Here is a 13,580-nt window from a genome sequence, read left to right as displayed (position 1 = left end):
GGGTTGTAGACGATCGCCGTAAGCGCCGCGGTGGCCCCGGGTGTTTGCATGGAAGAGGCCTCACCCTGAGGGATCGGGTCTCATGGCCCCCGAGAGACGGCGGGCCGCAAGCTAGCGCCGGCGGCTTTCGGGCCAGCGACAATGAGGGCATGCCTTCCGCTGACGAACTCCTGGGACCATTCGCGGCCACCACCCTCACCCATTCCATCCAAACCGTCATGCCTGGGACCACGCTTCACGAGCTGCCCCGTGCCGCTGATTCGCTCAGCGGCCTCGCCCTCCGCGAGCGCGCGGACCTCCTGCGGGACGCCCTTCTCGCCGACCTCCCGGGCGACTACCAGTCACTCGCCCACGTCTTTCGTCAGGCGCGGGACCACAGCGCGGATTTCTCCGGCTGGCTCATCTGGCCGGTCACCGGTGCGGTCGCTGCCCGGGCCGTCCAGGAGGACACCGATGTCGCGTTCATGGATGCCATGGCGCTCCTGGCCGAGCTCACGGGCCGGCTGACCTCCGAGTTCTCCCTCCGCACCCTCCTGCGTCATGATCTTCCCCGGGGGCTGGAGATCATCACGGGATGGACGGATTCTGCGGACGAGCACGTGAGGCGCCTGGCCAGCGAGGGCACCCGCCCGTACCTGCCGTGGGCTGTGCGCGTTCCGGGAATCACCGCCCATCCCGGCGTGACCGTGCCGCTCCTAGAGGCTCTATACCGGGATCCCAGCGAGTACGTTCGGCGTTCGGTGGCCAACCACCTCAACGACCTCAGCCGGGATGCCCCGAACCTCGTGGTGGAAACGGCCCAGAGGTGGCTGGACCATCCAGAACCGACCACGCCGGCGCTCGTACGCCACGGCCTGCGTACCCTCCTCAAGAAGGGCCACCCCGGTGCCCTCGCCCTGCTCGGGTTCGCTCCCGCATCGGTGGACGTGGACGGGCCGCACCTCGCCGATACGCAGGTGCCCTGGGGCGGGGAGGTCCGCTTCACCGCGGTGCTGCGGAACAGCGGCCCGGAGCCCGCCCGCCTCGCCATCGACTACGTGATGCACCACCGCAAGGCCAACGGCAATCTCAGCACCAAGGTCTTCAAGCTCACCACCCGGGACCTCCCGTCCGGAGAGGAGTTGGTCATCAACCGGGCACACTCCTTCCGGTCGATCACCACCCGCCGCTACTACCCCGGCGGCCATGCGGTCGCGCTTCAGGTCAACGGCATCGCCACCGCTCCGGTGCCGTTCGAGCTACTGCCCACGGACGGCGCGCCCGGTTCCTGACCCTGCCCGCACCTGGAGCACCACCTCGCCCTCTCCAGGCTCTCCGCTCACTATCATGGGGAGCATGCCGCGGCGGGTGGACGACTTTCGGGGGCTCACGCAGAGGAGCCGATTGCGGCTGCTGCACGCCGTGCAACGGATCCCGGGCCGGCTCCTGCAGGAGCTCGCCGAGGAGACCGGGCTGCCCTTGAACACCGCCCGCGATCACCTGCGGGTCCTGGAGGACGAGGGGCTCATCGCCAGGGCTCCCGTCGAGACCGGCCGGCGGGGCCGGCCACCTAACGGGTACTCCCCCGTACGCCACACCGAGCACAGCCCCGTGGCGGAACGGCGCGCCCGAGCGGCCCAGGAACGGGGCGATGTCCTGCGTGGCCTGGACCCGGAGCTCGACCATCGCGACGCGCTCGGGGACGAAGCGGTCCATCAGCTCGACGCCCTCTACGAGCACCTCGAGGACGCCGGCCTGGAGCCGGAGGTGAACGACCGGGACCTCACGATCGGGCTGCTGCCCTGCCTCTACGAGGAGATGATCGACGCGGATCGGCCGGCGGTCTGCTCCGTGCATGCCCGGCTCGTGCGGGACCAGCTCGAACAGGTCCCCGGGCCGCTGGAGCTGCGCCGCCTGCATCCGTTCGTCGGTCCGGAGCGCTGTGTGCTCGTGCTCGGACGCCAGGGGGAGGCGGCGCCGTCGTCGCGTTCCGGCGGGATCGAGGCTGATCGCGACGATGCTGACCTGGAGCGGGCTGCCGTGCGGGCGCTGCGGGGCCTGCCCGACCGCGGACGAGAGCCGGGCCACGGAGTTCCCAGACCCGAGTAGTCACACCGGCCGGGACCCACCCAACACCGCATCCGCCGGGGTGAGGTCATGCGGGCTGTTGCGCCCACAAGTCGGGTCCAAACACCTCGTAGTGGATGTTCTCGCTTGGCACGCCCTGATCGATCAGCGAGCGACGGGCCCTCTGCATGAACGGCAGCGGTCCGCACATGAACACCTGGGCGCTTTCGGGGAGCTCGACGTCGGAGAGGTCCATGAACCCTGACTTCGCCGGATACAGGGTCGGCGCGGTCTCCGCGTCTTTGCGGTACCAGTTCTGGGCCCGTGCGTCTGGCATCGCCAGCACCTGCCGGCGCAGTCCGCTGTACAGGGCGTGGTGCGCGTGGGACTTGTCGGCGTGGAAGAGCCGCACGGTGCGCCACGGCTGCCGGCGGGAGAGGTCCTCCACAATCGCCGCCACCGGAGTGATGCCGATTCCCGCGGAGACCAGCACCAGGGGCGTGTCGCTCTCATCGAGCACCACGTCGCCGGAGGGTTGCGACACGTCGAGGATCGCGCCAGGCTGCGCGTGCTCGTGCAGCCACCCCGAGACCTGACCGTCCGGTGCGCCGTCCACGCCGTGCACGCGCTTGATCGTCACGCGCAGAGAGTCGCCACGGGGTCCGGAGGAGATCGTGTATTGCCGCGGCTGGCGCAGCCCGCCCGGCAGATCGACGGCGATGGCCACGTACTGTCCCGTCCGGTGCGCGGGAATCTGTCCCTCCACCGGGGACAGCAGCAGCGAGAAGACCTCCTCGGACTCCTCGAAGCGCTCCACCACGCGGTACTGGCGCCACGGGTGTTGCGGGTCAGTGCCACCCTCGGCGTAGAGCTTGCCCTCCTCGGCGATCAGGGCGGTGGCGAAGAGCCAGTAGACCTCGTCCCAGGCCGCCCCCACCGCGGGCGTGATCGCATCGCCGAGCACTTTTTTCACCGCACCGAGCAGGTAGCGGCCGACGATGGTGTATTCGGGCGCCCGGATGCCGAGAGAGACGTGCTTGTGGGCGATGCGCCGCATCACGGGCGTGAAGTCCGGTGCCCCGGGATTCAGCAGGTGCACCGCGAACGCCACGACCGAGGCCGCCAGCGCCTTCGGCTGCTCTCCGATCGCCTGGTTCGCCTGGTTGAACACGTTGAGCAGCTCGGGGTGGGCGGCGAACATGTCCGGATAGAAGACCTTGCTGATCTCTTCGGCATGCTCGGCGACGACGTCCGCCGTCTGGGCCACGACGGCTTCGGAATCTGGGGACAGTCTCACGGGGAGCCTCTTCTTCTGGGTCGATACGGAACTGCGGGACCCCCCGATCGTTGCGCACCGCCCGACCCGGGCGCTGGCGGTTTCACCGTGTTTATTCGGGAGCGGCGTCACCGCAGCAGATCTGCAGAGCCGCCGGGCGGATGGTGATCCGTGCAGCGAGGATCGAGCCGAAGCTGTCACCGTCGAGCTGCACGCCGTGCGGGACCTCGAAGCGGACTGTGAAGTCCCAGCCCTGGGCATAGGCCAGCGCCTGCATGTCGGGCGCCAGCTGCAGCATGCTTCGCCCGAACCGGGAGCGGTGGGCCACGCCCTGCACGGCCAGGCGCGTGCCGATTCGAGCCCAATCGAATCGGCCCTTCGGGCGCAGCATGACGACGTCCAGCAGCCCGTCGTCAGGCTGGGCGGCCGGAAGCAGGAGCATGCTGCCCGTGAGCGTGCCACAGTTGCCCACGATGATCGTGTGTGCCCGGGCTGAGCGCACCCGTCCGCCGTCGACCCGGTACCGCAGGTGAATCGATCGGTTGGCCAGGAGCGACTGCGCGATGGGACTGACATAGGCCAGCCAGCCGAGGTGCCGCTTGGCCAGCGCACTGGTGTTCTGAGCCATCTGGGCATCGAGACCGATGCCGGCCATGACCAGGAACACCTGGCTGCTCCGGTTCCCGGCGGTGTCCTCCAGCTCGGCCAACCCCACGTCGATCGGACGGGTCGTGCTGCCGAACGCGGCACTGACCGAGGCGTTGATGTCCCCCAGGGGCAGGCCCAGGTTGCGGGCCAGGAGATTTCCGGTCCCCGCCGGCACCAGGGCCAGCGCCGTTCCGCTGCCCTGGATGACTTCCGCGACCGCTCGTACGGTTCCGTCCCCACCAGCGACGATGACCACCGTGGGCTTCGTCGCCAAGGCCTCCTGCGCCGCGCTCCGGCCCGAGTCCTCCCGGCCGGTCGGATACCACCGGGACTGGTTCCAGCCGAGATGACGCTCGTGCGCCTCGACGGCGGCACGCACCTGGTCCAGCGCGATCCTACTGGCCGGGTTGTAGACGATCGCCGCATGCGCCGCGGTGGCCCCGGGTGGTTGCATGGAAGAAGCCTAACCCTGAGCCGTCAGGCCTCGGTTTCCTTTCGCGACGCCCGCGCCAGCCGTTCGACGAGCTCGTCCGGAATGGGTTTGCGTGGCGAGAAGGTGATTCCGGTCTTGGTCGCTTTGAGGCCCGCGGCCGCGATGTCATCGGCATGTGCGGAGATGGCGCCCGGCAGGAGATACAGCCCGCACTGCTTACTGAACGCCGCATAACTCGCAACGACAGTGCCACCGATGCTGAATCCCGGCATGTTGTACGCCACCATCTCCTCCGCCTCCGGCAGGGTGCGGGCCAGAATCGAGCGCAATCGTTGCAGCTCCGGCCGGAAGGGCTCGGCTGCCGCGGCAATATAGGCGTCGTGGTCGTCGATCGTCGTCATGACTGTGACTCGCTTCCGATTCCGGTAACTCTCAAGATTCTCTTTCCCTGTCCCCGAACACTCCTCCATTGTCCGGGAGTCAGGGCCCAGGGTGCTACTCGGCGATCTCCGCCACGGCTGACTTCCACCCTGTAGCCCGCTAGGGCAGATCAGACGGCCGGGGCTTTAATCTTGCCCGACCCCAGCCTGGGACATGACTCCCGGTGGAGAGCGGATGGAGAAGCCCCCTGTGGTAAGGGGCCTCCTCGTTCTATCGCAGCGGCGCGTTCTGCAACCACCACTACGACGCCGGCCCGGTCGCCTCCCGCACGGCGGCGATCGGCACGTCGTGCTCGCGGCCCCAGGCCTCCCATTCCACGGCGGTGAGCGATCCTCTGCTCCCCGATCGACCAGGAACTACCCTTGCACCATGCGGGAATCCTGGGCGTCCAGCGAGGCCAACCGCCGCTCCATGCGGGGCAACAAGGGACGCGACACCAAACCGGAGCTGGCCGTCCGGCGGCTGCTCCACGCCCGGGGACTCCGCTACCGCGTCAACTTCCGGCTCGAGCAAGACCTGCGCCGCACCGCCGACCTCGCCTTCACCAAGGCACGCGTCGCGGTCTTCATCGACGGCTGCTACTGGCACGGCTGCCCCGAGCACTACACCGCCCCCCGCCACGAACGCCCCGTACTGGTCGGACAAGGTCTCCACCAACCGCACCCGCGACGCCGAGACCACCCGGATCCTCGCCGAACGCGGATGGACCGTGCTGCGGTTCTGGGAGCACCAGTCCGCGGACTCGGTCGCGGCATCGGTCGCCGAGGCGGTCGCCTCGAAGAAGACGGACGACGCCGGCCTCGGCACCGTGGGTGTCCACGGTCCACACCAGGAGCATTCATGATGGGTCCCGGCAGCGTGCTGCAGTCGGTCTGGGACAACATCGCCCACTCCTGTACTGCCAACCGATATAGACGTTCTGGAGGGTGTCGTGTCCAAAGAAGCAGAGTTCACCGTGAAGCTCGAGCCTGAGCTTCGCGAAGAGTTCATGGCTGAAGCGGAAGCGGACCACCGCACTGCCTCCCAGGTGGTCCGTGAACTGATGCGGGAGTATGTCCAGCGCCAGCGCCATGCCCGGGAGTACGAAGACTTCCTCACGGCAAAGGTCAACGTCTCACGGCGGTCGCTCCAGGCGGGCGAAGGAATCGATCATGCCGACGTCAAGGCCGAGTTCACCCGGCACTTCGACTCCCCCACGTGAAAGTCCTCTGGCAGACGCTGAGTTCAGTGCAGCAGTCGTCCGCCTCACAGCCCAGTGTTGCGTCACTCCGAAGAGCTACCGGACGTGCCCCCTCGGGGGTGACGATCCGCGGATCAGTTCTGCGTAGCGTGCCTCTCGCACGGCAACAACGCCGACGAAGGAGCACCCATGCAACCCACCATCCCGACCCCAACCCCGAGCCCGGCCCAGCCTCCGGCATCGACGACCCCAAAGACCCTGCAGACCCCGTTCTGGCCCCGTCCGTCGGTGCGCGCGACCACCATGGTGGTCGCCTTCACCGCCATCATGCTCATCGTCAACTCCGTGGCGGCAGCGTTCGGCAACCCGGTCACCGCGCTGCTGATCGGCCCGGCCCTCGGGGTACTCACGCTGTGGCTCTACGCTGCCACCGTTCGCCGTCTCGAGAAGCGTTCCGTCACCGAGCTCGCCCGACCCAACGCCGCGAGAAGGGTGCTCATCGGTACCCTCGGCGGCCTCACCCTGAGCTGCGTGGCCATCGGCATCATCGCCGCGGCCGGCGGCTACCAGATCATCGGCTGGGGATCACTCACGGGGGCTCTCACCATCGTGGGCATGATGTGCACCGTGGCTGTCGCCGAGGAGGTCCTCTTCCGTGGAGTGATCTTCCCTCTCGTTCAGCAACGCTGGGGCACGTGGATTGCCCTCGCCGCGTCCTCCCTCCTCTTCGGTCTCATCCACCTCGTCAACCCTGGCGCTACCCTCTGGGGAGCCCTCGCTATCGCCGTCGAGGCAGGCCTCATGCTCGGTGCCGCGTACGTGGCCACCGGTTCGCTCTGGCTGCCCATCGGCCTCCACCTCGGATGGAACATCACCACCGCCGGGATCTTCGGCACCGTCGTCTCCGGAGGCGACGCACAGGAGGCACTCGTGCAGGCCGTGACGCACGGACCCATCTGGCTCACCGGCGGCAGCTTCGGTCCCGAAGGCAGCCTCATCTCCGTGGCGGCATGCTCCGTCGTCACCGTCATCCTGCTGGTCTCCGCCCACCGCAACGGCCGCATCACCGCCCGGCCCCGTCGGCGCTGATCACACCGGATGGTCCGCCACCCGCGCTCAGAACCCGCCCAACACCTCTCGCACCACAGCCCCCGGGTCCTCGGCCTCCATGAGCGCCCGCACCAGCGCGACGCCGGACACCCCGGTCCCCGCCAACGCGGCAGCGTCGGCGGCGGTGACGCTCCCAATCGCCACGACCGGCAGATTCGTCGCCGCCACCAACTCCGGATACCCCGCCACGCCCAGCGGCTCCCGCCCGGAATCCTTCGTCGGAGTCGGCCGGAACGGCCCGGCGCCGATGTAGTCCAGTGCCTCCCGCTGTGCCTCGGCGGCGCGGACCAACTCCAGGGTCCCGGTGGTCAGCCCGATGATCGCCTCCGGCCCCAGCAGCTCCCGCGCCGCGGCCACGGGCAGGTCGTCCTGGCCGAGGTGCACGCCGTGGACCGCAGCTCCCTGGGCGCGGGCAGCGAACGCCACGTCAGCCCGGTCGTCCACCAGCACCCGGGTGGCCGGGTTCGCCGCGCGCACGGCCTCCGCCACGGCACACGTCAGCTCCAGCAGCTCGGCCGCGGACACTTCCTTGGCCCGCACCTGCACGACGCCGGCCCCGGCACCCGCGGCGGCGGCCGCCACCTCCACGGTCCGTCGCCCGGACCCCGAGGTCACCAGGTAGCAGCGCAGGTCCAGCGGCTCCCGCCGCGCCGCCTCACCGTTCATGAGGGCACCCCGTTCTCCACAGCCTGACCCACCACATCCAGCGCATCCAACAACTCCACCCGGAAGCTTCCCGGCCCCGCGGCCCGCTCCGCGGCGAGCTCCCCGGCCACGTTCAGCCACGTGGTCGCGGCCAGCGCCGCCCGGAGGGGGTCCACCTCCACCGCGCAGCACGCCGCGGTCAGCGCCCCGAGCAGGCACCCCGTGCCGGTGACCCGGGTCAAGAGCGAGGTGCCGCGCGCCACCGAGGTGCCCCGGCCGGCGTCGAGCACCAGATCTATCTCGCCGGAGACGGCGACCGCTCCCCCGGTCTTCCGCGCCACCCCGCGCGCGGCCTCCTCGGCCGCGGCCGGCACCGCCAGCGAGTCCGCTCCACGCCCACCAGGCCCACTCCCTACCAAGGCCAGCACCTCGGAGGCGTTGCCCCGCACCACGGCCGGACGGGAGTCCAGCAGCCCCCGCGCCAGCGGCGTGCGAACAGGGGTAAGCCCGATGGCGGTGGGGTCGAGCACCCAGGGACGCCCGTCCCGCACGGCGACCTCCACCGCAGCCGGGATGCCCTCCATCGCGTCGGTGCTCAAGGTCCCGAGGTTGATCAGGAGCGCGTCGGCCACGGTGGTCACCACGGGGGCCTCGGCCAGGGTCTCGGTCATCATGGGGCGGGCGCCGGCGGCGAGCAGCCCGTCGGCCACGATCCCCATGGACACGGTCGCGGTGATGCAGTGCACGAGCGGCTGGCGCTCGCGCACCGCACGGATCACGTGAGCGACGGCGGCCAGGTCCGAATCAGGCGCAAGGTCCGGTCCCAGCTCGCTCACCCCACTCACCGGCCGTCCCCCGTTCCGACAACGCCCGCGGCGACCTCGTCGAGGTCCCCGTCCAGGTCCCGGGGTGCCAGCTTCGGCCCGAGCGCCGCACCGAGCACCAGCAACACCCCGCCCAGGACCACGAGCGCCATCACGGAGCCGTGCCGTCCCAGCCCGGCCTCGAGCGCGGGCAGATAGAACGGATAGAGCGCCGGGATGATCAGGGACAGGCTGTACCCGGAGCCGTAGCCGGTGGAGCGGATCTCGGTGGGGAACCGCTCGGAGAGGTACGCCGAGACGGGGCCGTAGGCGGAGACGGTGATGACCTGCAGCACGGCGGCGCACGCGGCCGCGGTGGCGAGGGTCGGCGAGTGCACCGCGAGCCACCACACCGCCGGGCCAGCGATGGCCGCAGCCAGTCCCCACAGCACGAAGACCCGGCGCCGGCCCACCCGGGTGGACAGATGCCCGGCCAGAGCCATCACCACGGCCTGCGCCACAGAGGCGATCCCCATGACCACGGGGACCGCGGTGGGATCCAGCGCGGAGTCGGTGGCCAGCCGGTCGGTCAGCAGCAGCACCGTGGTGTTGGTCAGCAGCCACAGCCCGGTCATCAGCACGAAGACCTGCCAGAAGGCCCGCGCCCACCGGCCTGCGAGCAGCTGGCGCAGTCCCGGCCGCCCGGCCGGCTTCGCCTGCTCCGCGGGTACCGTCTCCCCCGCCTGGCCCGCACGCTCAGCCTGTTCAGCCCGCTCCGCCCGCTGCCTACTGCGGTGGAACACCGGGGCGTCGGTGACCTGCCGGGAGTAGTAGACCAGCATCCCCACGGACAGCAGCGCGCCGAGCACGAACAGCAGCCGCCAGCCCCAGGCGGCGTAGGCGTCGGGCCCGATCAGCGCGAGCAGCCCGGCCACGGAGAACGCGATGGTGGCCTGCGCCCACGGGGCCATGGACAAAATCAGTCCGCTCATCAGCCCGCGGCGTCGGGGTGCGGACCACTCCATGGCCAGCGGGATGGCCGCCGAGTACTCCCCCGCCACGAAGATCCCGCACAGGAATCGCAGGGCCAGGATCAGACCGATGGTCCCGGCGCCGAGGATCTCATGGGTGGGGGTGGCAGCGATGGCCAGGGCGCACAGGGCCGTCCCGGCGATCGCGATCCGCGTGGTGCGGGTGCGCCCGAGCCGGTCGGCGATGCGCCCGAACACCACCCCGCCGATCGGCCGCCCCAGCAGCATCGCGATGACGATCAGCGCCCCGGTGGACGCGGCGGCGGCCGGCCCGGCGAGCACGAGCATCGCCGGGGCCAGGGCGGTCAGCGGCAGGAACACGTGGATGTTGTCGATCCAGTTGCCCACCACCCCGGCCCGCAGGGCGGCCTTGCCCTCCGGGGGCAGGTGCACGACGGCGGCCGGCGCCGTGGCAGCGGCCGTCACCGGGTGCTCCCGGCCAGCTGGGCGGCGGCAGTGTTGCTGGGGCTGGTGCTTCCGGGGCTGCGGGTGGTGCCGATTGCGGTTCCTTGGACAGCACTAGCCTCGCCGGGTTCGATGCGCAGCGCCTGGTCGAAGAACTCGAGCTCGTGGCGGCAGGCAGTCAGGTACGCCCGCGTCGCGGTGGCACGCACGGCCGGGGAGGCAGCAGCCATCTCAGACTCGAGCTGGGCCAGCGCCTGTTCGGTGGCGGTGACGAAGCCGGGGTCCCGGTAGGTGTCCAGCCAGGCGGCGTAGGGGTGGTCGGCGGGGACGGCGGGCAGGGCGGCCCCGACCTGCGCGTAGAGCCAGAAGCAGGGCAGCACGGCGGCCACGCCGACGGCCCGGTCCTCGCCGAGGGCGGTGGCCAGCAGGAAGTCGGTGTAGGCGGCGGTCACCGGGCTGGGCGCTGGCGTCGGGGCAGGTTCACTGTTGCGGCCGAGCCAGCCGCGGTGCAGCTCGGCCTCCTCCGTGAGGGCCCCGGTGGCGGCCTGGGACCAGTAGACCTGCGCGGCGGGGTCGGTGCTGCGGGCGGCGAGTGCGGCCAGGGCCCGGGCGTAGCCGTTGAGATACAGCGCATCCTGGGTCAGGTAGAACCCGAAGGCGTGCTTCGGCAGGCTGCCGTCCACGAGGGCGCGGACGAAGTCCGAGTCGGCGATGGCGGCGGTGGTCTCCTCGCCGGCGGCCCAGAGCGCGGCGGTCCACGGGCCGGCGGAAGCGACGGCTGGCGCGGGTCCGCCGTCGTTGCCGGCCCGCGAGGTACCCAGGTCCGCAGGTGTCTCGAGAAGGTGGGGGACGGCGTCGGGCGTGATCCAGGGGGCGGAAGAGGCGGCGGCCGCCAGCCGGCGGGCGCGGTGGCCGTGGTCCACGGGGCCGTGGCCGGAGCCGACGCGCAGGGCGGCGCCGTGGCTGATGGACTCGTGGAGCCAGTCGGTGGCCCAGGCGAGGGCGGCGGCGGGGGTGTCCCCACAGCCGAGGCGGGTGGCCAGGGCGGAGGACAGGGAGCAGCCGGTGCCATGCGTGCTGGTGGTGTCCACGCGGGTGGAGGGCACGGCGATGCGGGTGCCGTCCGGAGACAGCCAGGTGTTGGTGACGGTCAGGGTGTCCAGGTGCCCGGTCTTCACGATGACGGCCACCCCCATCTCCGCGGACCAGCGGGCGGCCTGGTCGAGGGCTTCGTCCTCGGTGGCGGCGCGGGGCGAGCCGGTGAGCACGGCGAGCTCGTCGATGTTGGGGGTGACCACGGTCGCGCGGCGGCAGAAGGTGACCATGGCCTGCTCGGCCTCGGGCTGCAGCAGGCGATCCCCGCTGGTGGCGATCATGACCGGGTCGACGACGAGGATCGGGGGCCGGACGTCGTCCAGCCAGACGGCGACCGTGGCGATGATCTCCGCGGTGCCGAGCATGCCGGTCTTGACGGCGTCGAGGGTGACGTCACTGCTGACGGCGTGCAGCTGGGCGGCGAGGAACTTTACGGGCGGGACGTGGAGGTCCCGCACGCCGTGGGTGTTCTGGGCGACCAGGCCGGTCACGACGCTCATGCCGTAACCGCCTGCGGCGGTGATCGACTTGAGGTCCGCGGCAGTGCCGGCACCCCCGGTCGGATCGGTCCCGGCGATCGAGAGCACTCGTGGCACTGCGGGCAGGGCGGAGCTGGGTGAAAATTGGGTAGGGCAAGAAGAAGTCACGCGGACATCCCTTCGCTAGTTCGAACTAGATCAGGTTCCACGGGTGTTATCTCAGCGCCGGCCGGCGCACCCCGTGTCCACGGCCCAGTTTAGACCGGTCATGCGGTGGGTGGATTCCGGACGTCATGGAGCGTTGGGCCCGCTAATCCTAGGCCCCACGTTCACGACCATCTCCCAATCGACCTGTCCGCCATGGCTGTCAGGATCGGCGGGGAGGCCTGCGCAACTTCGCCTACCGCCAGTTCGATCTCGTGGTCGCCTGACCCGCCTTGGAGGCCATCGCGATCACTGTTCAGCTGGTCCGCCGGCCGTGGAACGCGCCGACGAATAGCGGCGGGAAATGCTCCAGCCATACTCTCTTGGCACTTATACATGCCGCGAGTCCCGCTTTCTCCAGCGTCCGGAATCAATCAAACTCCAATACAGAAAGTGACACTCACCGTCAGGCTGCTTCATCCTTCGCGCTTCGATTTGGCGAGAGCGTCTTCCGATGAACTGCCCCAGTCAGAGATCGCATCATGTCGCCGAGGTCTAAACCCAGCGCCACGCCAAGCGAGATCACGGTAAACAATCCCGGCTCCAATGTGCGCCCGTCCTCGATCGCTTGAATGCTCGACTCCGCCACCCCTGACCTCTCAGCGAGCTCTCGCCTCGAAATTTTTAGTACATGTTGTCGCTCACTCTTAAGAAGCCGTCCCAGCTCTAAACTTCTTTCAGCATAAGGAAAAGTTCCCTTGCTCCTACGTCCCACCATGCAACCAAGTTACCAAACTAATAGTAACTCTGCATAGATGACGTGATACACTCGGATGCATGGCAGGCAGGCATATCCGCGACATGATCGCTGCGTACGGGCAGCGAGACGACTTGAAATTTCGTCGAGCCGCCCAAGCCATCATTCAGGAAGAGGAGGCGAAGAAGCACACCGTCCTCGCACGCGAGCTTCGTTCAGCGCTAGCCGCGAATGCAGGCGTTGGCGCATCCGAGCATGCCCCCGCACTCGAGCCACCCCTCGATAGGGACAGTTCACTACCGCTTGCTCGCGTGGAATACCCACAGCGATACTTGAGCGACCTCGTGCTGGACCGTAGCGTCGCTGCCTCTTTGGAACGACTTGCTCATGAAGTCAGAAATTGGCCTGCCCTTGATGCGGCTGGCCTACCAAGGCGCAATAGGTTGCTTCTGTCAGGACCGCCAGGATGCGGGAAGACATCGGCAGTTTCAGGAATCGCACACGAACTAGGGCGCCCTCTCGTCACCGCTCGAGTTGAAGGACTCATTTCGAGCTACTTAGGTGAGACCGCTGCGAATCTATCAAACCTTTTCGATTTCGCCTCAACCGGGTCCTATGTTCTTTTCCTCGATGAGTTCGACAGTCTCGGCAAAATGCGGGGCGATACGTCAGACCACGGAGAGTTGCGGCGGGTTGTAAATGCCGTCCTGCAGCAGATCGACACGTACAGTGGCCCATCCCTGATAGTCGCCGCTACCAATCACTCACAGATTCTTGACTCCGCACTCTGGCGTAGATTCGACTCGGTAATCGAACTCGGACTTCCAGACTCGCGACAAGTATCAGCGTTGCTGGGACGCTTGCTACCGAACAACGGCGCATCACTTGCGCGGCACTACGTTGAAGAACTAGTCGGTCTACCCCATGCGGCTACTGAGTACTTTGCCGTTTCCGCCAAACGCCATGCTCTACTCGAAGGAAGAAAGCGCATTGGCGACACAGACATTAATTTCGCTTTGACGGAGACAATCTCCCGACGCTGGTTATGATGTGCTGCCCTTGGCTGGTCATTGTCGTATTCTCATAG

Annotated in this window: 14 protein-coding genes, 1 pseudogene and 1 riboswitch; of the genes and pseudogenes, 7 read left to right on the top strand and 8 right to left on the bottom strand. The window is 68.8% G+C overall.

Going from position 1 to position 13,580, the window contains the following annotated elements:
* Positions 1 to 149: 149 nt before the first annotated feature.
* On the top strand, positions 150 to 1,271 hold the full coding sequence (locus tag ACFFIO_RS06870; RefSeq protein ID WP_378040851.1) for a DNA alkylation repair protein: 1,122 nt from the start codon (positions 150 to 152) through the stop codon (positions 1,269 to 1,271).
* Positions 1,272 to 1,335: 64 nt separating this feature from the next.
* The gene (locus ACFFIO_RS06865; protein ID WP_378040850.1) at positions 1,336 to 2,088 is read left to right on the top strand and encodes a helix-turn-helix domain-containing protein; all 753 of its coding nucleotides are present in this window, start codon (positions 1,336 to 1,338) and stop codon (positions 2,086 to 2,088) included.
* A gap of 46 nt (positions 2,089 to 2,134) precedes the next feature.
* Here the strand turns inward: ACFFIO_RS06865 and ACFFIO_RS06860 are convergent, their stop codons facing one another.
* From ACFFIO_RS06860 to ACFFIO_RS06850, 3 genes are all read right to left on the bottom strand, one after another.
* On the bottom strand, positions 2,135 to 3,343 hold the full coding sequence (locus ACFFIO_RS06860) for a globin domain-containing protein (RefSeq protein WP_378040849.1): 1,209 nt from the start codon (positions 3,341 to 3,343) through the stop codon (positions 2,135 to 2,137).
* Between the two features lie 91 nt (positions 3,344 to 3,434).
* The gene (locus ACFFIO_RS06855; RefSeq protein WP_378040848.1) at positions 3,435 to 4,424 is read right to left on the bottom strand and encodes a diacylglycerol/lipid kinase family protein; all 990 of its coding nucleotides are present in this window, start codon (positions 4,422 to 4,424) and stop codon (positions 3,435 to 3,437) included.
* A 23-nt stretch (positions 4,425 to 4,447) separates the two neighbouring features.
* Positions 4,448 to 4,804, bottom strand: a complete 357-nt coding sequence (locus ACFFIO_RS06850) for an iron chaperone (protein WP_378040847.1) — start codon at positions 4,802 to 4,804, stop codon at positions 4,448 to 4,450.
* 193 nt (positions 4,805 to 4,997) lie between these two features.
* Between ACFFIO_RS06850 and ACFFIO_RS06845 the strand changes: the two are divergent.
* From ACFFIO_RS06845 to ACFFIO_RS06830, 4 genes and pseudogenes are all read left to right on the top strand, one after another.
* A pseudogene (locus ACFFIO_RS06845) lies at positions 4,998 to 5,375 on the top strand (hypothetical protein); the annotation flags it as partial.
* Between the two features lie 178 nt (positions 5,376 to 5,553).
* Positions 5,554 to 5,688 carry a hypothetical protein gene (locus ACFFIO_RS06840; protein WP_378040893.1) on the top strand — a complete coding sequence of 45 codons (135 nt, stop codon included), beginning with the start codon at positions 5,554 to 5,556 and terminating at the stop codon, positions 5,686 to 5,688.
* 87 nt (positions 5,689 to 5,775) lie between these two features.
* On the top strand, positions 5,776 to 6,045 hold the full coding sequence (locus ACFFIO_RS06835) for a CopG family ribbon-helix-helix protein (RefSeq protein WP_378040846.1): 270 nt from the start codon (positions 5,776 to 5,778) through the stop codon (positions 6,043 to 6,045).
* Positions 6,046 to 6,213: 168 nt separating this feature from the next.
* On the top strand, positions 6,214 to 7,113 hold the full coding sequence (locus ACFFIO_RS06830) for a CPBP family intramembrane glutamic endopeptidase (RefSeq protein WP_378040845.1): 900 nt from the start codon (positions 6,214 to 6,216) through the stop codon (positions 7,111 to 7,113).
* A gap of 27 nt (positions 7,114 to 7,140) precedes the next feature.
* Here ACFFIO_RS06830 and ACFFIO_RS06825 read toward each other — a convergent pair whose 3' ends face one another.
* The 5 genes from ACFFIO_RS06825 to ACFFIO_RS06805 all read right to left on the bottom strand — a co-directional run bounded on the left by ACFFIO_RS06825 (position 7,141) and on the right by ACFFIO_RS06805 (position 12,514).
* Positions 7,141 to 7,800 carry a thiamine phosphate synthase gene (locus tag ACFFIO_RS06825; RefSeq protein ID WP_378040844.1) on the bottom strand — a complete coding sequence of 220 codons (660 nt, stop codon included), beginning with the start codon at positions 7,798 to 7,800 and terminating at the stop codon, positions 7,141 to 7,143.
* On the bottom strand, positions 7,797 to 8,615 hold the full coding sequence (thiM, locus tag ACFFIO_RS06820) for a hydroxyethylthiazole kinase (RefSeq protein ID WP_378040843.1): 819 nt from the start codon (positions 8,613 to 8,615) through the stop codon (positions 7,797 to 7,799). Before thiM ends, ACFFIO_RS06825 begins: the two co-directional genes overlap by 4 nt.
* Before the next feature lie 5 nt (positions 8,616 to 8,620).
* On the bottom strand, positions 8,621 to 10,039 hold the full coding sequence (locus tag ACFFIO_RS06815) for an MFS transporter (protein ID WP_378040842.1): 1,419 nt from the start codon (positions 10,037 to 10,039) through the stop codon (positions 8,621 to 8,623).
* Positions 10,036 to 11,709, bottom strand: a complete 1,674-nt coding sequence (locus tag ACFFIO_RS06810; RefSeq protein WP_378040841.1) for a bifunctional hydroxymethylpyrimidine kinase/phosphomethylpyrimidine kinase — start codon at positions 11,707 to 11,709, stop codon at positions 10,036 to 10,038. Before ACFFIO_RS06810 ends, ACFFIO_RS06815 begins: the two co-directional genes overlap by 4 nt.
* Before the next feature lie 41 nt (positions 11,710 to 11,750).
* Positions 11,751 to 11,844: riboswitch (TPP riboswitch) on the bottom strand.
* A 358-nt stretch (positions 11,845 to 12,202) separates the two neighbouring features.
* Positions 12,203 to 12,514 (bottom strand): helix-turn-helix domain-containing protein, encoded by a 312-nt coding sequence (locus tag ACFFIO_RS06805; protein WP_378040840.1) that lies wholly within the window; start codon positions 12,512 to 12,514, stop codon positions 12,203 to 12,205.
* A 59-nt stretch (positions 12,515 to 12,573) separates the two neighbouring features.
* On the opposite strand from ACFFIO_RS06805, the gene ACFFIO_RS06800 reads away from it, so the two are divergent.
* Positions 12,574 to 13,542 carry an AAA family ATPase gene (locus ACFFIO_RS06800; RefSeq protein WP_378040839.1) on the top strand — a complete coding sequence of 323 codons (969 nt, stop codon included), beginning with the start codon at positions 12,574 to 12,576 and terminating at the stop codon, positions 13,540 to 13,542.
* The last annotated feature ends 38 nt before the right edge of the window (positions 13,543 to 13,580 follow it).

Origin of the sequence: Citricoccus parietis, from assembly GCF_042433045.1 — a bacterium.
GTDB lineage: Bacteria > Actinomycetota > Actinomycetes > Actinomycetales > Micrococcaceae > Citricoccus > Citricoccus parietis.
The sequence above is the reverse complement of the archived record's forward strand: the minus strand, read 5'-3'. Positions and strand labels throughout refer to the sequence as shown.

What these genes read in the sequence shown, in the direction of transcription:
- ACFFIO_RS06870 (WP_378040851.1), top strand. Translation starts at nt 150, where the DNA reads ATGCCTTCCGCTGACGAACTCCTGGGACCATTCGCGGCCACCACCCTC.
- ACFFIO_RS06865 (WP_378040850.1), top strand. Translation starts at nt 1,336, where the DNA reads ATGCCGCGGCGGGTGGACGACTTTCGGGGGCTCACGCAGAGGAGCCGA.
- ACFFIO_RS06855 (WP_378040848.1), bottom strand. Translation starts at nt 4,424, where the DNA reads ATGCAACCACCCGGGGCCACCGCGGCGCATGCGGCGATCGTCTACAAC.
- ACFFIO_RS06850 (WP_378040847.1), bottom strand. Translation starts at nt 4,804, where the DNA reads ATGACGACGATCGACGACCACGACGCCTATATTGCCGCGGCAGCCGAG.
- ACFFIO_RS06830 (WP_378040845.1), top strand. Translation starts at nt 6,214, where the DNA reads ATGCAACCCACCATCCCGACCCCAACCCCGAGCCCGGCCCAGCCTCCG.
- ACFFIO_RS06825 (WP_378040844.1), bottom strand. Translation starts at nt 7,800, where the DNA reads ATGAACGGTGAGGCGGCGCGGCGGGAGCCGCTGGACCTGCGCTGCTAC.
- ACFFIO_RS06805 (WP_378040840.1), bottom strand. Translation starts at nt 12,514, where the DNA reads ATGGTGGGACGTAGGAGCAAGGGAACTTTTCCTTATGCTGAAAGAAGT.
- ACFFIO_RS06800 (WP_378040839.1), top strand. Translation starts at nt 12,574, where the DNA reads ATGGCAGGCAGGCATATCCGCGACATGATCGCTGCGTACGGGCAGCGA.